Origin of the sequence: Streptomyces sp. NPDC053541, assembly GCF_044544705.1 — a bacterium.
In the GTDB taxonomy this organism is placed as follows: Bacteria; Actinomycetota; Actinomycetes; order Streptomycetales; family Streptomycetaceae; genus Streptomyces.
The window spans coordinates 123,392-142,455 of record NZ_JBITXM010000005.1 but is presented as its reverse complement, the minus strand read 5'-3'; the positions used below and the strand labels follow the sequence as shown (position 1 = coordinate 142,455).

Genomic DNA, 19,064 nt, shown 5'->3' with positions numbered 1-19,064 from the left:
CGCCATGTCCGCCGCACACACCCCGGACGCCCCGGACGCCTCGCACACCCCGGTCGACGACCCCGGGCGGGCCCTCGACCGGGCCAAGCTGCTCGCCGCGCGCTACACGGCCGCCGAGGCCCGCCCGTACCTCGCCTCCGCGCTCTACGCCCTGACCGTCGTGCCCACCCACCGGGTGCGCACGATGGCCGTCGACCGGCACTGGCGCTGCTACGTCGCCCCCGCCTTCGTCGACTCCACCGGCGTCGAGGAACTGGCCGGCGTGTGGATCCACGAGGCCGCCCACCTGCTGCGCGACCACCACGGGCGGGCCGAGCGGCTGCCCGCTGCCGACCAGCGCGACCCGCTGCGGATCAACATCGCCCAGGACTGCGAGATCAACGACGACCTGCTCGCCGACGGGCTGCGGCTGCCCGAAGGGCGCATGGAACCCCGGCTGTTCGGGCTGCCCACGGGCGGACTCTTCGAGCAGTACGTGCCCGGGGTCCCCGCCACCCCCGCGCTCGCGCTCGACTGCGGTTCCGGTGCGCACGGCGTCCCGGCCCCCTGGGACCTCGGCGCCGACAGTCCCCTCGCCGGCCGGCTCAGCCCGGTCGAGGCGGAGGCGCTGCGCCGGCAGACCGCCGAGGCGATCCGCGCCCACCAGCGCGCCCGCGGCTCCGTGCCGGGCGGCTGGCGCCGCTGGGCGGAGCGGACCCTCGAACCCGTCGTGGACTGGCGCAAGGCGCTGACCGGCGCGGTCCGGGAGGCCGTCGCGTGGGCGGGCGGCGCCGTCGACTACACGTACCGGCGTCCCTCGCGGCGCACCCCCGCGCTCAGCGGCCGGGTCGTGCTGCCCAGCCTGCGCCGTCCGCTGCCGCGGGTGGCCGTCGTCGTCGACACGTCCGGCTCCATGGGCGAGGACGACCTGGCCGCGGCGCTCGCCGAGATCACCGGCGTGCTGCGGGAGGTGGGCATCGGCGGAAACCGGGTCGCCGTGCTGGCCTGCGACGCCGACGTGCGGGCCGTCGCCCGGGTCAGCGCGGTCGACCAGGTCGAACTCGCCGGGGGCGGCGGCACCGACATGACCGTCGGCATCCGCGCGGCCCTCGACGCCCCCGAGACGCCGCAGATCGTCGTCGTCCTCACCGACGGCTACACGCCCTGGCCCGCCGAGCCCGTCACCTGCCGGCTGATCGCCGCCCTCATCGGGCCGGACGCGCCGGAGCCGCCCGCCTGGGCCGAGACCGTACGGATCGTCCCGGACGCCCGGGCCTGAGCGCCCGGGCCCGCCGGAACGGAACCCGGGGCGGGACCGGGGCCGGACCGGGGCTCAGTCGAGGCAGAACTCGTTGCCCTCGGGGTCCTGCATCACGATGCAGGACTCGTTCACACCGTCCGCGTACAGGACGTCGACGCACTTCCCGCCCAGCGCCTCCAGACGCTCGCGCTCCGCCTGGAGCACGGCCAGGCGCTCGTCGCCGACCAGCCCGGTGCCGGCGCGCACGTCGAGGTGCACCCGGTTCTTGACGACCTTGCCCTCCGGCACCCGCTGGAACAGCACCCGCGGACCCGCGCCGGTCGGGTCGGAGCAGGCGAAGTACCGGGTCTCGTCCTCGGACGGCCCCGACGCCTCGAACTCCTCCCAGGAGGCGAAGCCCTCCGGCGGGGCCGGCAGCACGTAGCCGAGGACCTCGCACCAGAAGGCGGCGAGCCGGCGCGGCTCCGCGCAGTCGATGGTGACCTGGATCTTCCTGAGTGTTGCCATGCGCGCACCGTAGCAGCGGGTCAGCCGGGGCTCGATCGTTTTTTCGGGTGCGGACGGGCCGGGCCGTGCCTGATCATGCCCGGATGGACGCCCGCTTCCTCGGCATCGCCGAGCTGACCGAAACCCCCTCGACGGCCGTCGTGGTCGACGTCATGCGCGCCTGCACGGTGGCCGCCTGGGCCTTCGCCCGGGGGGCCGAACGGATCGTGCTCGCCGAGTCCCTGGACGAGGCCCTGGCGCTCACGTCCCGCCACCCGGACTGGATCGCCCTCAAGGACGGCCCACCCGCGCCCGGGTTCGACGCCGTCAACTCCCCGGGCCGGCTGCGCACGCTCGACCTCGCCGGACGGACCGTCGTCCAGAAGACCACGGCGGGCACGGTCGGCGCCCTCGCGGTCAAGGACGCGGAACTGGTGCTGTGCGCCGGCTTCGTGGTCGCGGAGGCCACCGCGCGGCTGCTGCGCTCCCGCGCGCCCGGCGGCGTCACCTACGTCGTCACCGGCGAGGACGGCCGCGCCGAGGAGGACCTCGCCTGCGCCCAGTACATCGCCGCCCGCACCGGCGGCCCCGCCCCCGACCCGGCCCCCTTCCTGCGCCGCGCCGCCGGCTCGCGGGCCGCCGCCGAACTCACCGCAGGCCTGCGCGCCGGCACCCACCCCGACGACGTCGCCCTCTGCCTCGAACTCGACCGCTTCCCCTTCGCCATGGTGGCGACCCGGGAGGACTCCCTGATGGTCGTCCGCCCGCACGCCGTGCCCTCGGAGCCGGCGGCGTCCTGACCGGCCGCCCGGCCCCACGGACGACCACCCGCGGCGACCCCCGGCACCCCCCCGGCATCCGCCTCCCGCACGTTTTCCCTCCGGCGACCCGGGCAGCCGCCGGAGGGAAACACCCGTGACCGTGGACGCGCGTGCGCCGCTGGAGGTGTCATGACCGAGTACGGATACTTCCTCTCCTGTGAGGAATTCGGCCCCGACGAGCTGCTGGACCAGGCACGCATGGCCGAGGACGCGGGGTTCCGGTCCCTGTCGATCTCCGATCACTACCACCCGTGGAACGACGCACAGGGCCACAGCCCCTTCGTCTGGTCGGTGATCGGCGCGCTCTCGCAGGTCTGCCGGCTGCCGGTGGAGACCGCCGTGACCTGCCCGACCGTGCGGCTGCACCCGGCGCTGGTGGCGCAGGCCGCCGCGACCTCGCAGGTCATGCTCGACGGACGCTTCCGGCTCGGACTCGGCAGCGGCGAGGCGCTCAACGAGCACATCCTCGGCGACACCTGGCCGCCCGCCGACGTGCGGCTCGACATGCTGGAGGAGGCCGTCGAGGTGATCCGCGCGCTGTTCACCGGCGAACAGATCACCCACCGCGGCCGCCACTACACCGTCGAGAACGCCCGGCTCTACACCCTGCCCGAGACGCCGCCGCCCATCGACATCTCGGCCTTCGGCCCCAAGGCCGCCGCCCTCGCCGCCCGGATCGGCGACGGCTTCGTCACCACCCTGCCGGACCGCGAGCTGATCGGGACCTTCCGCGACGGCGACGGCGACACCGACGGCGACGGGAAGCGGCCGGACCGGCCGGTCCTCGCCGCCACCAAGGTGTGCTGGTCCCGCTCCCGCGACGAGGCCGTCGCCACGGCGCACCGGCTCTGGGCCAACGAGCACCTGCCCGGTGAGCTCAACCAGATCCTGCCCACGCCCCGCCACTTCGAGCAGGCCAACCAGCTGGTCACCGAGGAGACGGTGGCGGACGCCGTGCCCTGCGGGCCCGACCCCGAGGTGCACGTCCGCCGGCTGCGCGCCTACGCGGACGCCGGCGCCGACCGGGTCCACATCGGGCAGATCGGGCCCGAGCAGCGCGGCTTCTTCGACTTCTACCGCACCCAGGTGCTGCCCCTGCTCGACGACGACGGCGGCGGCGGCGCCCCCGCCCACTCCCAGCCCACCCACCAGCCCACCGGAGGCGAGCGGTCATGACCAAGGCCACCGTCGGCGACCACCTGCTCGACCGGCTCCGCGCCTGGGGCGTCAGCCATGTCTTCGGCTACCCCGGCGACGGCATCAGCGGTCTGCTCGCCGCCTGGTCACGCGCGGACGACGACCCCCGGTTCATCCAGGCCCGGCACGAGGAGATGGCGGCCTTCGAGGCCGTCGGCCACGCCAAGTTCTCCGGCCACGTCGGCGTCTGCGTCGCCACCTCGGGGCCCGGCGCCATCCACCTCCTCAACGGCCTGTACGACGCCAAGCTCGACCACGTCCCCGTCGTCGCCCTCGTCGGCCAGACCGACCGCAGCGCCATGGGCGGCTCCTACCAGCAGGAGGTCGACCTGCACAGCCTGTTCAAGGACGCCGCCGCCTCCTACCTGGAGACCGTCAACGTCCCCGAACAGCTCCCGAACGTGCTCGACCGGGCCGTGCGCACCGCCTACGCCCGGCGCGCCCCGACCGAGGTGATCATCCCCGCGGACGTCCAGGACCTGCCGTACAGCGCACCGGAACACGCCCACAAGATGGTGCCCTCCAGCCTCGACGTGAGCGGCTGGGCACCCGTGCCCGACGACGCCTCGCTGGCCCGCGCCGCCGAGGTCCTGAACGCCGGCCGGCGGGTCGCGATGCTGGTCGGGCAGGGAGCGGCCGGCGCCGCCCGGGAGGTCGAGGAGATCGCCGACCTGCTCGGCGCCGGCGTCGCGAAGGCCCTCCTCGGCAAGGACGCGCTCAGCGACGAACTGCCCTGGGTGACGGGCTCGATCGGCCTGCTCGGCACCCGCCCCTCGTACGAGCTGATGCGCGACTGCGACACCCTGCTCACCGTCGGCTCCAACTTCCCCTACTCCGAGTTCCTGCCGGCGTACGGGCAGGCGCGCGGCGTGCAGATCGACATCGACGCCCACATGGTGGGCCTGCGCTATCCCTACGAGGTCAACCTGGTCGGCGACGCCGCCGCCACCCTGCGCCGGCTGGTGCCGCTGCTCACCCGCAAGGAGGACCGCTCCTGGCAGCACACGGTGACCGAGGGCGTGCGCCGCTGGCGGACCGTGATGGAGCGCCGGGCCGCGCTGTCCGCCGACCCCGTCAACCCGGAGTACGTCGCCCACGTGCTCGACCGGATGCTCCCCGACGACGCCATGATCAGCGCCGACTCCGGCTCGGTCGCCAACTGGTACGCCCGCCACCTCACGCTGCGCCGCGGGATGCGGGCCTCCCTGTCCGGCACCCTCGCCACCATGGGCTCGGCGGTGCCGTACGCGATCGGTGCCAAGTTCGCCCACCCCGACCGGCCCGCGATCGCCCTCGTCGGCGACGGCGCCATGCAGATGAACGGGATGGCGGAGCTGATCACCGCGGCCAAGTACGCGGGCGAGTGGACCGACCCCCGGCTCGTGGTGGCCGTCTGGAACAACCAGGACCTCAACCAGGTCAGCTGGGAACTGCGCGCGATGGCCGGCACGGCGCCCTTCGAGGCCTCCCAGGCCCTGCCCGACGTGCCGTACGCCGCCTTCGCCCGCTCCCTCGGCATGGAGGGCATCCGTGTCGACGCCCCCGAGGACGTCGAGGACGCCTGGCGGCAGGCCCTCGGCGCGGACGGGCCGACCGTGCTCGACTTCCGGACCGACCCGGACGTGCCGCCCATCCCGCCGCACTCCACCTGGGACCAGATCGAGGCCACCCTGTCCTCGCTGGCCCGCGGCGACGGCGACCGCCGCCACCTGGTGGTGCAGGGCCTCAAGGCCAAGGCGCAGGAGCTGCTGCCGCGCCGCTCGGGCGGCGGGCGGTGAGGGCCGTGCGCGGTCCCGCCGAACGCCTCGCCCTGATCCGGGAGGGCCGCCTCCAGCGCGTGCTTTCGCTGGCCACCGGCCTCGGCTCGGCCGTCACCGGCGCCGAGATCTACCTGGAGCACGACCGGGCCTCCTTCGGGAACCGCGTCATGTGGTGGCCGGTCTGGCTCGGCCCGATCGGCCTCGCCGCGGGCGTCGCCGGCTGGGCCGACCGGCGGGCCGCCCGCACCGTGCTGCCCGCCGTGTCCGTCGCGCTCGTCGCCAACGGCCTCCAGGGCGCCTGGCTGCACGTGCGCGGCATCGCCGCCAAGCCGGGCGGCTGGCGGATGGCCCGCTACAACCTGGAGCTCGGGCCGCCGCTCTTCGCCCCGCTCATGGTCAGCGGCGTCGGCGCGCTCGGCCTGCTCGCCGCGGTGACCCGCAGGGAGCCCGGCGGGGCGCCGTCGCGGAGGGGGCGATGACCGGCCGCCCGCCCGAACGGCCCCGGATACTGCGCCAGGCCCGCGCCTGGGACCCGGCGACCAGGGCGGCGGTCCTGGCCCGGCTCGAACCGCCGCCGTGCCGCTTCCTCACCCCGGCCGAACGGGCCGTCGCCGCACCCCTGCTCGACCTGCTCACCGGCCAGGCCCACGGCCCCGGCCGGATCCCCCTCCTGCGCCTGCTCGACCGGCGCCTCGCCGAGGCCGAGCGGACCGGGGAGGGCGGGGGCGGCGAGGGCTGGCGGCACGCGGACCTGCCCGAGGACGGCACCGCCTGGCGCCGCTCGCTCGCGGCCCTCGACGCCGAGGCCCGGCTCCGCCACGCCGGCACCGGCTTCGCCGCGTTGACCGTGGGCGACCGGATCCGGCTGCTGCGGGTCCTCGGCCACCGGGCCGGGCTCCCCGCCGGCCGCTCCCGCCCCTGGCACGGCCTGCCGCTGGCGCACGTGTGGGAGCTGTGGCTGCGGCACGCCTGCGGCGCCTACTACTCCCACCCGGCCGCCTGGGACGAGACCGGCTTCGGCGGGCCCGCCTACCCGCGCGGCTACGTGCGCCTCGGGCGCGGGGTGCGCGAGGTCTGGGAGGACCCGCACCCGGCCCCCGCCCCGCACGCCGACGAACCCCCGCCACCCGCCGACCCGCACCCGCCCTCCACCGGCGAACACCGGGCCGCCGGCCCTGAACCCGGCGCCGCCCCCGGCCCCGGGGGCGCCCACGGACCGGTCACGAGCCCCACCGCGCCCGTCCCCGCCCACCGCCGCCCGCTGTGGCGGGCCGCCGCCGAGACCCTGCACGAGACGCTGCGCCCGCAGGGCGCCGTACGCGCCCGCAACGCCTCCGCCTGGCTGCCCGCCGCACACGAACTGCTGCCCGGGATGCGCCGGTTCGCCGACACCGACGAGGTGGACCTGGTCGTCGTCGGCTGCGGCGCCGGCGGCGCCGTGCTCACCCAGCGGCTCGCCCGGGCCGGCTGGCGGGTGGTGTGCCTGGAGGCCGGACCGTTCTGGAACCCGCGCCGCGACTGGGTCAGCGACGAGGAGGGCTCCCGCGGGCTGCACTGGAACGAGCCCCGGGTGATCGACGGCCCGGACCCGGTGCCGCTCGGCGCCAACAACTCCGGCCGCGGCGTGGGCGGTTCCATGGTCCACTTCGCCGGTTACGCGCCCCGCCTGCACCCCTCCGACCTGCGCACCCGCACCCTCGACGGGGTCGGCGCCGACTGGCCCCTCGACTACGCCGAACTCGCCGGCCCCTACGCCCGCATCGAGCGGGAACTCCCCGTCGCCGGCCAGTACTGGCCCTGGGGCGAACCCCACCCGTACCCGCACGCCCCGCACCCGGTCGGCGGCAACGGGCAGGTCATGCTGGAAGGCTGCGCCGCCCTCGGCATCGAGGCCCGGGTCGGCCCCGTCGCCATCGTCAACGGACGCTTCGGCGCCCGCCCGCACTGCGTCTACCGCGGCTTCTGCCTCCAGGGCTGCACCGTCGGCGCCAAGGCCAGCCCCCTCGTCACCCACGTCCCCGACGCCCTCGCGCACGGCGCCGAGATCCGCGCCGACGCCATGGCCGTCCGGGTCGTCACCGAACACGGCCGGGCCACCGGCGTGCGGTACCTGCGCGACGGCCGCGAACACCTCCAGCGGGCCCGGGCCGTCGCCCTCGCCTGCTACGCGATCGAGACCCCGCGGCTGCTCCTCAACTCCGGCCTGTGCAACGAACACGACCTGGTCGGCCGGTACGTGATGGTGCAGGGCGCGCCCCAGGTCGCGGGCCGCTTCGAGGACGAGATCCGGATGTACAAGGCGCCACCGCCCGAGGTGACCACCGAGGAGTTCTACGAGACCGACCCGGCCCGCCCGTACCGGCGCGGCTTCTCCGTGCAGACCGTCTCCCCGCTGCCCGTGGTCTTCGCCCGGCACCTCGCCGAGGCCGGCCACTGGGGCGCGGACCTGCGCGAGCGGATGCGCGGCTACCCGTACTGGGCCACCCTCGGCGCGCTCTGCGAATACCTGCCGCAGGCCGACAACCGCGTCACCCTCGACACCGAGACCGACGCCCACGGACTGCCCGTCGCCCGCTTCACCCACGGCCGCTGCGCCAACGACCGGCTCGTCACCGCGGCCGCCACCCGCACCATGTCCGACATCCTCACCGCCGCCGGCGCCCGCGAACTCGTCACCGTCAACCGCTACGCCCACCTCGTCGGCGGCTGCCGCATGGCGGCCCGCCCCGAGGACGGAGTCGTCGGCCCGGACCTGCGCACCTTCGCCGTACCCAACCTGCTCGTCACCGACGGCAGCGTCCTGCCCACCCAGGGGGCCGCCAACCCGGCCCTCACCATCATGGCCCTCGCCGACCGCGCCGCCGCCCTCCTGACGGCCCGGCAGCGGGCCGGCCTCCCGCTCGCCCGGAGCCCCCGATGACCGCCACGGACCCCACCCCCGCCCGGGTCCCCGCCGACACCCCGGTCACGGGCGTCGACGCCACCGCCTACACCGTGCCCACCGACCGGCCCGAGGCGGACGGCACCTTCGCCTGGGACGCCACCACCGCGGTCGTCGTCGAGGTCCGTGCCGAGCGTGCCACCGGCACCGGGTGGACCTACGCGCCCGCCGCCACCGCCGCCGTCGTCCGCGAACTGCTCGCCCCCGTCGTCTCCGGCGGCGACGCCCTCGCCGTCCCCGCCCTGCACCGCGCCATGGTCCGCGCCCTGCGCAACGCCGGCCGTCCCGGCATCGCCGCCTGCGCCCTGTCCGCCGTGGACATCGCCCTGTGGGACCTCAAGGCCCGGCTGCTCGGCCTGCCGCTCGTGACCCTCCTCGGCACCGTGCGCACCGACGTCCCGCTCTACGGCAGCGGCGGCTTCGTCACCGACTCCGACGCCCGGCTCACCGCCCGCCTCGACTCCTGGGTGCACGGCTGCCACATCCCCCGCGTCAAGATCAAGACCGGCCAGGACCGGGGCACCGCCACGGGCCGGGACCTCGCCCGGGTACGGCTCGCCCGCGAGGTCATCGGCCCCGACGCCGAGCTGTACGTGGACGCCAACGGCGCCTACACCCGCAAGCAGGCGGTCCGGATCGGCCGCGAGCTCGCCGCCCACGACGTCGTCTGGTTCGAGGAGCCCGTCTCCTCCGACGACCTCACCGGGCTCCGGCTGGTCCGCGACCGGCTCGACTGCGACGTCGCCGCCGGGGAGTACGGCTACGACCCGCCGTACTTCGCCCGCATGCTCACCGCCGGCGCGGTCGACTGCCTCCAGGCCGACGCCACCCGCTGCGGCGGGATCACCGGCTGGCTGCGGGCCGCCGCCCTCGCCGACGCGCACGGCCTCGGCCTCTCGGCGCACTGCGCCCCGCACGTCCACGCCCACCCGGCGGCGAGCGCGCCGGCGCTGCGGCACATCGAGTGGTTCGAGGACCACGCCCGGCTCGAACCCCTGCTGTTCGAGGGCGAGGGGCTGCTCGACCCGGCGGGCGGCACCGTCCGTCCCGCCGCCTCCGGCGCCCCCGGTCTCGGCCTCGCCCTGCGGAAGCAGGCCGCCGCGTCGTACCGCACCGCCTGAGCCCCTTCCGATGCGGTACGGGTCCGGCCCGGGCCGTCCGGTCAGCCCCACAGCGTGAACACGGCCGTCAGCGCCGCCAGTCCGGCCAGCAGCCAGGCCACGTAGTCGCCCACGTGCCCCGAGTGCTGCCGCCGCACCGCGAGCACCAGCGTGCGGTCCACCGCCTCCGTGCCGGCCCGCACCGCGCGCGCGAACCGGCCGCCCAGCACCGGCCCCCACAACGCGCCGGCCGCGCAGCAGGCCGCCACGAGCGTCGACAGGAGCCCGTAGCCGCCGCCCGACACCGTCCACGCCACCTCGGGCGGCGGCCCGGCCGCCGTGCCGCCCGGGCCGCCCGTCACCGCCGCGAGGTAGCCCGCCGGATCGTGGAACCGCGCGGCGGCCGCCGCCACGTACCGCCACAGCGCCGGTACCGTGCCCACCGCAAGGGCGACCGCGAGCAGCGCCGCCGGCACCACGAGCATCGGCCGCGGCACCTCCCGGCGCGGGCCCCGCACCTCCGGCTCCTCCCCGGCACCGGTCGTCTCGCTGCCCGAGTGCCGCTCCCGCGGCCGGGACCCCGCACCGGCGAACACCCGGGCGGCGGCCCGCAGCACCGCGCCCGCCGTGACCGCCGGCACCAGCACGAACAGCGCGAGCAGCCATGGCTCCTCGTGCGCCGCGTGCTCCACCACCGACTTGCCGAGCCCCGTGCCGAACGGCGGCAGCCCGGCCAGCGCGCAGCCGCCCACCGCGAACAGCACGCCCACCAGCGGCATGTCCCGCGCCCGCCCCCACAGGCCGTGCTCGTCGACCGAGGAGTGCCGGTCGAGCAGCACCCCGGTCAGACAGAACAGCGCGCCCTTCGCCCCCGCGTGCCCGGCCACGTACAGCGCCGTGCCGGCCGTCGCCTCCGCGTCGAGCAGCCCCGCGCCGCACAGGAACAGACCCATGTGCCCCACCGTGGAGAAGGCCAGCAGCCGCTTCAGGTGCCGCTGCTGCCAGCACAGCAGCGCACCGGTCAGGGCGGTGACCGCCCCCGTCGCGACCAGGGTGGCCCGCACGACCGTGTCCGGGACGCCGCCGGGCCCGGCGAAGACCGTCAGGTGGAGCCGCAAGAGCCCGTACAGGCCCAGCTCGACCATCACCCCGGACAGCAGCACGCAGACCGGGGTCGGTGCCTCCGCGTGCGCGTCCGGCAGCCAGAAGTGGAACGGGACCGCCGCCGCCTTGACGAGCATCGCGCAGACCAGCAGCGCCGCCGCCGTGGCGACCAGGGCGTCCGCCGGGCGCGCGGCGAGCTCCTGCCCGATCCGCGCGAACGCCAGCTCACCGGTGCGCGCGTACAGCAACCCGACCCCGACCAGGGCCAGATAGCCGGCCAGCGAACCGGTCACGGCGAAGGCGAGCGCGCCCTGCAAGGGGCGCGGCTCCTCCACCCGGTAGCCGGTCAGGGCATAGCCGGCGACGCCCATCAGCTCGAAGAAGACGAAGGCGTTGAACAGGTCGCCGGTCAGCGCGAACCCGGTGGTCCCGGCCTCGAAGAGCAGCAGCAGCGCAGGGAAGCCCCCGCCGTGCCCCCGGGCCCGCTCGGGCTCATCGAAATACCGCCAGGCGTAGCCGAGCGCGGCGAGCACGAGCAGCGCCACGAGCACCGCGAGGCCGAGCCCCAGCCCGTCGGCGACCAGCACGATGCCGACGCTCCGGCCCTCCACCGGGGTCCAGCCGCCCACCCAGCCGACCGTCCGGCCCGATCCGCCGGTCCGTGCGGCCAGCACGCAGACGAGGGCCAGCTGCCCGGTCGCCCACGCCGTGGCGAGCGCGTCGGTGCCGGACCGCGGCAGCCGGCGGCCGAGCAGGGCGAGCAGCACGGCGCCGGCCAGCGGCCAGGCGACGGCGAGCGGCAGCAGGTCGGAGGCGGTCACGCGGCTCCCGGACGGTCAGCCCCGCAGCCCGGTGAGGGCGTCGGGGTCGGTGGTCCCGTGCCGCTTGGCGGTCTGGAGCACCAGCGCGAGCAGCAGGGCGGTGAGGGCGGCGCCGACCACCACGTCGGTCAGGGTGAGCGCCTGGGCGACCGGGTCCACCACGGGGGTGCCGGGCGGCAGGTCCGTGACGTACGGGGCGGTGCCGCCGCGCCGGTAGCCCACGGCGAGCAGCAGCACGTACGTGCCGGACTGCACGACGGTCAGACAGCCCACCGCGTGCACCGCGTTCCGGCTGGTGACCAGGCCGTGCACGCCGACCAGGAGCATCCAGCCGGCGGCCAGGTACGGCAGCACGGCGAGCGGCGAGTCCGGCAGCGGCGGCGCGGGCAGGGCGGCGAGGGCGGCGGCGGGCGGCGGGGTCATGAGGACTCGATCTCCAGGGCCTGGTCGATGAAGCCGGCGAGCACGACCACCAGGGCCGCGGCGACCTCCAGGCCCACGGCGGCGTTGAGCAGCGGGACGAGACCGCCGGAGGTGAGCTCGCCGAGCGTCCCGAGCGGCAGCACGTTCTCCAGATAGGCGCCCGTCCCCAGCAGACCGGCCACACCGAGCAGCGCGAACGCCCCCGCGGCCACCGCCTCGGCGGCCTCCAGGGCGGCGCGCGGCCGCACCCGCCGCAGCACCCGGTAGTCCGCCGCGAGATACGCGAGGTGCAGCCCGGTGGCCAGGACCACCCCGCCCTGGAAGCCGCCGCCCGGGGTCAGCTGCCCGTGGGCGACCACGTACACGCCGGTCACGAGCGCCACCGGCAGCAGCACGGTGCCGGCCAGCCGCACGGTGGGCAGCACCCGGCCGGGGCGCGGCGTGCCGACCTGCTCGTCCCGGGTCCTGCGCAGCAGAAGGACCGCGCCGAGAGCGGCCGTGAACAGCACGAACTCCTCGCCCAGGGTGTCGAAGGCGCGCTGGTCGAAGTTGACCGACGCGACCGCGTTCGCCGTCCGCCGGGCCAGCGCCGCCGGAACCGCCCGCTCGGCGTACGGATGGAACGGGGAGCCCAGCGGCGGCAGTTCCAGACAGGCGACCGCGTACCCGGCGCCGAACAGCACCGCCGCCACCCGGTACAGCCACGCCCGCGCCCGCCGGCTCACCGCCCGCCCTCCCGCCCCGTGCCGTCCGGGCCCGCGTCCGTCCCGGTGTGCGGCCCGGAGGCCGCGTCCCGCTCCGCACGGCGCCGGATCGCCCGCACCGTCAGCAGGATCAGCAGCGGGGTGATCGCGGAGCCCACCGCCAGCTGGCTCAGCGCCACGTCGGGCGCCTGGAGCAGCAGGAAGAGCACCGCGAGCACCAGCCCGAGGGCGCTCAGCACCACCGCCTGCCGCACCGGGTCACGGGTCCGGGCCGCCGCCGTCGCCACCGCCGCCGCGAGCACCACGGCGACCGCGGCGAACAGCTCCGCCGGAGGGGGCACGGCCCCCGTCACGGCGGGTCCTTCCGCGCCACCCGCCCCTCGTGCTGCGCGGTGCACCGGCCGAGCGCCGGCGCCGTCAACGCGCCCCCGACCACCAGGAGCACCGCCACCACGAGCAGCCCGACCGCCCGCCGGCCCGGCCCCTCGGCCACCGCGACCGCGAGCACGACCAGCGGCGCCCCCAGCGAGGAGGCCGGGGCGAGCGCGTGCAGCCGGGCGTACGGGCCGGGCAGCACGTGCAGCGCCAGGACCGCGAGCAGCAGGACGGCCACCCCGGCCGTCAGCAGCACCGCGGCACACACCGGGCGCACCTCCACCTCAGCCCTCCTCCGCCGCGTCCGGCCGGGACCGTCCGGGGGCCGCCGCCCCGCCGAGGAAGCGGGCGAAGACCAGCACGCCGACCGGGCCGAGCACCGCGAGCACCAGGGCGAGGTCCCCGTACGCGGCACGGCCGAAGCCCCGCGAGGCGATCAGCAGCAGCACCGTGACCAGCGTGCCGCTCAGGCTCAGACCGGCCAGCCGGGCCGGGGGAGTGCCCCGGCAGGCCGCGAGCAGCGCCGGCGCGAGACCGCACACCAGGAGCACCCCGAAGGCGATCAGCCAGCCGTTCCACTCCCCGGCGGGCACCCCGGTCACGTGCGCTCCCCGGTGGTCAGCGCCGTCTCCAGGGCCCCGGCCCCGCCCGGCAGCGTGTGCGCGAGCGCCGACCGCCCGGGCCCCTGGTCCACCACGTACACCCCGGGCGTCGCCGAGAGCAGCCCGCCCGCCCAGGCACCGCCCGTGCCCGGCCGCCAGCGGATCGTGACGAAGCGCCCGACCACCCGGTGCCCGCCCAGGGTGCGGACCACCGCCCGGGCCAGCCGCCAGGTGTCGGTGACCAGTGCCGCCGGCCACAGCAGCAGGGCGTGCGCCCACCCGGCGGTGCCGCCGAGCCGGGTACCGGCCGCCACCCGCACCGCGCGCGCCGCGAGCGCGGCCACCAGCGCGCCGCCGGCCGCCACCGCGAGTTCGATGGGGCTCACCGAGCCGATCAGCAGGACCTGGAGCACCAGCAGCAGGGCCCACCAGGACAGCACCTCCGACCCTGCCCGTGCCATCGCGCCTCCCCGTCCACATCGCCACCGGGCCCGCCGCGCCCTCCCGGCGCCGCGAGCGCCCCGCGCCCCGCCCGGGAGCCGCCGGCCGTCGTGTCCGCTCGCCCCGGCCGACAGGTCTACCGCGCACGCCGCCCCCGGCGTCCGCCCCGCGCCGCCGCGCCCGCCCGGGTCACCGGTCCGGAGTAGCGGCGTACCCGCCGCCTTCCCGGGTACCCGCTCCGTCGAGGGCCGGCCCGGAGGTGATGACGTGAACCCGCAGCCGACCGAGCCCGCCGGCCCCGCGCACCGGCCGCGGCCGCTGTGCGAGTACGCCCTGCTCGCCGACGGCGAGCGCGGGGCGCTGCTCGGCCCCGACGGCTCGCTCGTGTGGCTGTGCGTCCCCGGCTGGGACGCGCCCGCCGTGCTCTGCGAACTCATCGGCGGCGCCGGCGCGTTCCAGGTGGCCCCCGAGGACGCGTGGCACGTGCCCGGCGGTTGCTACCGCGACGGTTCCCTGATCTGGACCACCCGCTGGACCCTCGCCCCCGGCGTCGTCGAGTGCCGGGACGCCCTCGCCGTGCCCGCCGACCCGCACCGCGCGGTCGTGCTGCGTCGCGTGCGCGCCGCGTCCGGGCCCGCCCGCGCGGTCGTGCGGCTGCGGGTCCGCGGCGACTACGGAAGCGGCCCGCCGCTCCGCCCGCGCCGCACCGGCCCCGACGTCTGGGAGGCCGCCCACGGCGGACTGCGGATGCGGCTCACCGGCGTCACCACCGCCGAGGTCACCGCCGACGGCGAACTCCGCGCCCGGCTCGCGCTGCCCGAGGGGGAGTCGCACGACCTGGTCCTGGAGCTCTCCGACCGCCCGCTCGGCGCCCCGCCCTCCGCCGCCCGGGCCTGGCGCCGCACCCTGCGGCACTGGGACCGCGCCGTCCCCGACTGCACGGCACTGCCCGCGGCCCGCGACGCCCGCACCGCCTACGCGGTGCTCACCGGACTCACCAGCCCGCGCACCGGCGCCATGGTCGCGGCCGCCACCACCTCCCTGCCCGAGCACGCCGGCGGCGCGCGCGACTACGACTACCGCTACGCCTGGCTCCGCGACCAGTGCTACGCGGGCCTCGCCGTCGCCGCGCACGGCCCCCACCCGCTCACCGACGCCGCCGTCCGGGTGGCCACCGAACGCGTCCTCGCCGACGGCCCGGCACTGCGGCCCGCCTACCGCACCGACGGCGGGCCCGTCCCCGACGAGCGCAGCCTGCCGCTGCGCGCCTACCCCGGCGCCGCCGACCGCGTCGGCAACCGGGCCGGCCGCCAGTTCCAGCTGGACACCTTCGGCGAGGTCCTCGAACTCCTCGCCGCGGCCGCCCGCCAGGACCGCCTCGACGGCGACGGGGTACGGGCGGCCGGGACCGCCGCCGACGCCCTCGCCGCCCACTGGCGGCGCCCCGACGCCGGACTGTGGGAGCTGACCCCCGCCTGGTGGACCCACTCCCGGCTGGCCGCCGTCTGCGGACTGCGGGCCGCCGCCGAGGACATCGAGGTCCCCGCCGCCGACGACTGGCGCCGGCTCGCCGACACGATCCTCGACGAGACCCGGCGGCGCTGCGTCCACCCCTCCGGGCGCTGGCAGCGCGCCGCCGACGACGCCCGCCCCGACGCCGCCCTGCTGCGGCCCCTGGCCTCGGCGTCCTGGCCGCGGCCGGACGGCGCCCCGATGCTCGGAGCCACCCGGCGCGCCGTCGAGCGCGAACTGACCGCCGACGGCTTCGTCCACCGCTTCCGGCGCCCCGGCCGCACCCTCGGCGACCTCGAAGGCGCCTTCCTGCTCTGCGGGTTCCTCATGGCGGCCGCCTGCCGGGTCGAGGGCCGTCCCGTCGCCGCGGCGCGCTGGTTCGAACGGACCCGCTCGGCCGCCGGACCGGCCGGCCTCTTCGCCGAGGAGTACGACGTCTTCCAGCGCCGGCTGCGCGGCAACCTGCCGCAGGCCTTCGTGCACGCCCTGCTCCTGGAGAACGCGGTGCGGCTGCCGCGGGACGCCGGCCCCGACGGCGAGGAGTGACCCGGCTCCGCCGGTACCGTCCCGCTCAGGACGCCGGGGCCGGGTCCCGGCCGGGGTCGGGCGCCGGCTGGTGCACCAGCCGCAACCGGTGCCGCAGGGTCACCAGTTCGCGCCCCGTGCCGTCGGTGAAACGGCTGGTCACCTCGTACTCGCCGCAGTGCGCCCGGCCCACCGGCAGCCGCTCCGCGGGCAGCCGCACCTCGTACGGGCCGCCGGTCCGGAAGCCGCCGAGCACCGTCCGCGCCGTCGACACCACCGTCCCGTCCCTGACCCGGGTCTCCTCCAGGGTCAGCCCGTCGATCTCCCGGCCCAGCCGGAAGGTGAGGCCGACGTTGATCACCGTGCCCTCCGGCAGCGTGACCGGGGCCGAGGCCGTCCCCTCCCGCAGCGGCACCCGGAACCGCCCCAGCTCCTCCGTGTGCAAGGACAGGTCCACCAGTTCGAAAGTGTTCACCGCGGTTCACCGCCTCGTCCCGCGCCACGGGCGCAGGGTCCGGGCCGCCAGCGCCGCCGCGCCCGCGGCCGCCGCTCCGGCGACGGCCGGATGCCGGGCGAGCGAGCTGTACGGCGAGTGCGCGGCGGCCTCGTCGTCGAAGTCCCCGTGGGCCCCGTGGTCCCGGCCGCCCGGCCCGTCCAGCGGCGCCCACAGGTTGTGCGGGTCCTCGCCCCGGGCCGGCTCGCCGGTCTGCTGCGAGTCGTACGCGGTCCGGGCGACGTACCGGTCCACGAGCCCCGGCACCAGGCGCCGCGCCAGCACCGCCACCGCCGTCGACGCGCCCACCCGGTACTCCTTGCGCCGCGGCCGCCGGGCCGCGTGCACCACCGCCCGGGCCGCCACCTCCGGCTGGTACACCGGCGCCACCGGCCGCGGCCGGTGCGGCAGCCGCGACAGCGCCCACGAGAACTGCGGGGTGTTCACCGCCGGCAGCTGCACCACGGTGACCGCCACCCGGCTGTGCCGGTGCAGGAGTTCCAGGCGTACGGAGGCGGTGAAGCCGTTCACCGCGTGCTTGGCGCCGCAGTACGCCGCCTGCAGCGGCACCGACGCCTCCCCGAGCGCCGAGCCGACCTGCACGACCGCGCCGCGGTCCCGCGGCAGCATGCGCCGCAGCGCCTCCCGGGTGCCGTTCACACAGCCGAGGTACGTCACGTCCGTGACGCGTTCGTACTCCTCCGGGGCCACCGACAGGAACGGCGCGAACACGGAGGTGAAGGCGACGTTCACCCACACGTCCACCGGCCCCAGCCGGGCCTCGACCCGGTCCGCGGCCTCCTCCACCATCCACGGCACCGCCATGTCCACCGGTACCACCAGGGCCTCGCCGCCCGCCCGGCGCACCTCCTCGGCCGCCGCCTCCAGACCCACCCGGCCCCGGGCCAGCAGTGCCACCCGGGCGCCGGCGGCCCCGAACGCGCGGGCGGTGGCCCGGCCGACCCCCGCGCTCGCCCCCGTCACCACCACGGTCCGGCCCTCGAACGGCCGCCGCACCCGGTGGGGCCGCCGGTGCTCGCGCCGCCGCCGGGGCTCCCGGGTCGCCCGCAGCACCACCAGGCTCTCCAGGAACGAGACGACATCGGACCTGCTCACCACCATGACCGCACACTCCTGATCTGTCCCCAGCGGCATCCGTCAGCCCGGCGACTGCCCAGGCCGGCCGGGAACACGCCCGCGCCCCCGGCGACGGGTGGAACCGGCCCGGCCGGGTACACGCGCCAGCGACACGAGGTGAAGGCCATGAAGATCCTGACGATGGGCGTCGAGGAGGAGTTCGTCCTCGTCGACCGGGCGACCCGCGCACCGGTCGGCCGGGCACCGAGGGTGATCGAGCTGTCCGCCGAGGTGCTCGGCGGACAGGTCCAGAAGGAGTTCTTCAACGCCCAGGTGGAGACCACCACGCAGCCCACCGCCTCCTGCCGCGACCTGCGCGACGAACTGGTCCGGCTGCGCTCCGTGATCACCGACGCGGCCCGTACGGAGAACTGCCTGCCGGTCGCCAGCGGCACCTCCGTCGTACCGCCGGAGAGCCCGCTGACCGTCACCGACACCGATCGCTACCGGCGCATGGCGCGCCGCTTCGCCACCCGTTTCAGCCCGGTCGACGGACTCCTGTGCGGCTGCCACATCCACGTCGGCACCCTCGACCGCGAACTCGCGCTCGCCCTGTCCCGGCGCATGGCCCCGTGGCTGCCCGCCCTCCAGGCACTGAGCACCAACTCGCCCTTCGCGCGCCGCCGCGACACCGGCTTCGACAGCTGGCGCTCCGTCGAGTACGCCCGCTGGCCCACCGTCGGGCCCGCCCCCGCCCTCGACGAGCCCGGGTACCTCGCCCACGTCGCCGAGCTGGTGCGCAGCGGCACCGTCATGGACCCGCACATGCTCTACTGGCACGCCCGGCCGTCCGACCACGTCCCGACCCTGGAGATCCGGGTCGCCGACGCCAACGCGGACGTCGAGACGGTCGTGATGCTCGCCGCGCTGGTCCGCGGCCTCGGCACCGTCCTGCTGCGCGAGGAGGCGGACCGCCGGCCCGCGCCCCGCGTACCGCTCCGGCGCCTGCTGCTCGCCCACGAGATGGCCGCCCGGCACGGCCTGTCCGGCTACGGCATCGACCCCTTCACCGGCCGTGAACGCCCGTCCGCCGAGCTCGTCGACCGCCTCGTCCACCGCGCCCTGCCCGCCCTCGACGACGCCGGCGACACCGCCCGGGTGCTCCGCCAGTGGCACCACGTGAGGACCCACGGCGCCGGCGCGGCCGTCCAGCGCGTCGCCTTCCGCCGGCACGGGCGGCTTGCGGACGTCGTGGACGCCCTGGCCCGCCTGACCGCCCGCGTCTGACGGGCACCCGCCGCGGCGCCGGACCGGGCCGCGCCGAACCCGGCCGCATGGCGCGGGCGAGGCCGGGCACTGGCCGGATGACGCCGGCGGAGGCGGGACGGCGGAGCCCCGGGACGGCCCGGACGGCGCGAACGGCGCGCACCGGGCCGTGGCGG

19 protein-coding genes are annotated in these 19,064 nt (G+C 77.0%); 9 read left to right on the top strand and 10 right to left on the bottom strand.

All coding sequences use genetic code 11. The features are described 5' to 3' along the window. Nucleotides 1-4 precede the first annotated feature (4 nt). The gene (locus ACIGW2_RS14440; RefSeq protein ID WP_399843748.1) at nt 5-1,258 is read left to right on the top strand and encodes a VWA-like domain-containing protein; all 1,254 of its coding nucleotides are present in this window, start codon (nt 5-7) and stop codon (nt 1,256-1,258) included. Nucleotides 1,259-1,312: 54 nt separating this feature from the next. On the opposite strand, the gene ACIGW2_RS14435 is transcribed toward ACIGW2_RS14440, so the two are convergent. Beyond that, nucleotides 1,313-1,747: a VOC family protein gene (locus tag ACIGW2_RS14435; RefSeq protein WP_356075815.1), complete on the bottom strand. Its 435-nt coding sequence runs from the start codon at nt 1,745-1,747 to the stop codon at nt 1,313-1,315. 83 nt (nt 1,748-1,830) lie between these two features. Here ACIGW2_RS14435 and ACIGW2_RS14430 point away from each other — a divergent pair, with 83 nt between their 5' ends. From ACIGW2_RS14430 to ACIGW2_RS14405, 6 genes are all read left to right on the top strand, one after another. Further along, entirely contained in the window at nt 1,831-2,526 is a 696-nt protein-coding gene (locus tag ACIGW2_RS14430; protein ID WP_399843746.1) for a 2-phosphosulfolactate phosphatase, read from the top strand. Nucleotides 2,527-2,676: 150 nt separating this feature from the next. Further along, on the top strand, nt 2,677-3,723 hold the full coding sequence (locus ACIGW2_RS14425; protein ID WP_399843745.1) for a TIGR03557 family F420-dependent LLM class oxidoreductase: 1,047 nt from the start codon (nt 2,677-2,679) through the stop codon (nt 3,721-3,723). Then, on the top strand, nt 3,720-5,522 hold the full coding sequence (locus ACIGW2_RS14420) for a thiamine pyrophosphate-requiring protein (RefSeq protein WP_399843744.1): 1,803 nt from the start codon (nt 3,720-3,722) through the stop codon (nt 5,520-5,522). The genes ACIGW2_RS14425 and ACIGW2_RS14420 overlap by 4 nt, the downstream gene beginning before the upstream one ends. 5 nt (nt 5,523-5,527) lie before the next feature. Continuing rightward, on the top strand, nt 5,528-5,983 hold the full coding sequence (locus ACIGW2_RS14415; RefSeq protein ID WP_391655024.1) for a hypothetical protein: 456 nt from the start codon (nt 5,528-5,530) through the stop codon (nt 5,981-5,983). Continuing rightward, nucleotides 5,980-8,424: a GMC family oxidoreductase gene (locus ACIGW2_RS14410; protein ID WP_399843742.1), complete on the top strand. Its 2,445-nt coding sequence runs from the start codon at nt 5,980-5,982 to the stop codon at nt 8,422-8,424. Before ACIGW2_RS14415 ends, ACIGW2_RS14410 begins: the two co-directional genes overlap by 4 nt. After that, a complete protein-coding gene (locus ACIGW2_RS14405) occupies nt 8,421-9,566 on the top strand; it encodes an enolase C-terminal domain-like protein (protein WP_399843740.1) in 1,146 nt (381 codons plus the stop codon). Before ACIGW2_RS14410 ends, ACIGW2_RS14405 begins: the two co-directional genes overlap by 4 nt. A gap of 41 nt (nt 9,567-9,607) precedes the next feature. Here ACIGW2_RS14405 and ACIGW2_RS14400 read toward each other — a convergent pair whose 3' ends face one another. From ACIGW2_RS14400 to ACIGW2_RS14370, 7 genes are read right to left on the bottom strand one after another with little or no spacing between them, the layout of a single operon-like run. Then, complete coding sequence (locus ACIGW2_RS14400; protein WP_391655027.1) at nt 9,608-11,470, bottom strand: complex I subunit 5 family protein; 1,863 nt, start codon at nt 11,468-11,470, stop codon at nt 9,608-9,610. A 15-nt stretch (nt 11,471-11,485) separates the two neighbouring features. After that, nucleotides 11,486-11,893, bottom strand: coding sequence for an NADH-quinone oxidoreductase subunit K (locus ACIGW2_RS14395; protein ID WP_399843738.1), 408 nt, complete (start codon nt 11,891-11,893; stop codon nt 11,486-11,488). Continuing rightward, nucleotides 11,890-12,618 (bottom strand): MnhB domain-containing protein, encoded by a 729-nt coding sequence (locus tag ACIGW2_RS14390; protein WP_399843736.1) that lies wholly within the window; start codon nt 12,616-12,618, stop codon nt 11,890-11,892. Before ACIGW2_RS14390 ends, ACIGW2_RS14395 begins: the two co-directional genes overlap by 4 nt. Next, a complete protein-coding gene (locus tag ACIGW2_RS14385; RefSeq protein ID WP_399843734.1) occupies nt 12,615-12,950 on the bottom strand; it encodes a Na(+)/H(+) antiporter subunit B in 336 nt (111 codons plus the stop codon). Before ACIGW2_RS14385 ends, ACIGW2_RS14390 begins: the two co-directional genes overlap by 4 nt. Next, nucleotides 12,947-13,255, bottom strand: coding sequence for a monovalent cation/H(+) antiporter subunit G (locus ACIGW2_RS14380; protein ID WP_361582499.1), 309 nt, complete (start codon nt 13,253-13,255; stop codon nt 12,947-12,949). Before ACIGW2_RS14380 ends, ACIGW2_RS14385 begins: the two co-directional genes overlap by 4 nt. A gap of 1 nt (nt 13,256) precedes the next feature. Further along, nucleotides 13,257-13,574: a monovalent cation/H+ antiporter complex subunit F gene (locus ACIGW2_RS14375; RefSeq protein WP_399843732.1), complete on the bottom strand. Its 318-nt coding sequence runs from the start codon at nt 13,572-13,574 to the stop codon at nt 13,257-13,259. Further along, on the bottom strand, nt 13,571-14,035 hold the full coding sequence (locus ACIGW2_RS14370) for a hypothetical protein (RefSeq protein ID WP_391655032.1): 465 nt from the start codon (nt 14,033-14,035) through the stop codon (nt 13,571-13,573). The genes ACIGW2_RS14375 and ACIGW2_RS14370 overlap by 4 nt, the downstream gene beginning before the upstream one ends. A gap of 247 nt (nt 14,036-14,282) precedes the next feature. Here ACIGW2_RS14370 and ACIGW2_RS14365 point away from each other — a divergent pair, with 247 nt between their 5' ends. Continuing rightward, nucleotides 14,283-16,073, top strand: coding sequence for a glycoside hydrolase family 15 protein (locus tag ACIGW2_RS14365; protein ID WP_399843731.1), 1,791 nt, complete (start codon nt 14,283-14,285; stop codon nt 16,071-16,073). Nucleotides 16,074-16,098: 25 nt separating this feature from the next. On the opposite strand, the gene ACIGW2_RS14360 is transcribed toward ACIGW2_RS14365, so the two are convergent. Both ACIGW2_RS14360 and ACIGW2_RS14355 read right to left on the bottom strand, forming a co-directional pair. Further along, nucleotides 16,099-16,527 carry a hypothetical protein gene (locus ACIGW2_RS14360; RefSeq protein WP_391655034.1) on the bottom strand — a complete coding sequence of 143 codons (429 nt, stop codon included), beginning with the start codon at nt 16,525-16,527 and terminating at the stop codon, nt 16,099-16,101. A 6-nt stretch (nt 16,528-16,533) separates the two neighbouring features. Continuing rightward, on the bottom strand, nt 16,534-17,667 hold the full coding sequence (locus tag ACIGW2_RS14355; protein ID WP_399843729.1) for an SDR family oxidoreductase: 1,134 nt from the start codon (nt 17,665-17,667) through the stop codon (nt 16,534-16,536). A gap of 141 nt (nt 17,668-17,808) precedes the next feature. Between ACIGW2_RS14355 and ACIGW2_RS14350 the strand changes: the two genes are divergently transcribed. Beyond that, entirely contained in the window at nt 17,809-18,909 is a 1,101-nt protein-coding gene (locus ACIGW2_RS14350; protein ID WP_391655036.1) for a glutamate--cysteine ligase, read from the top strand. Nucleotides 18,910-19,064: the final 155 nt, after the last annotated feature.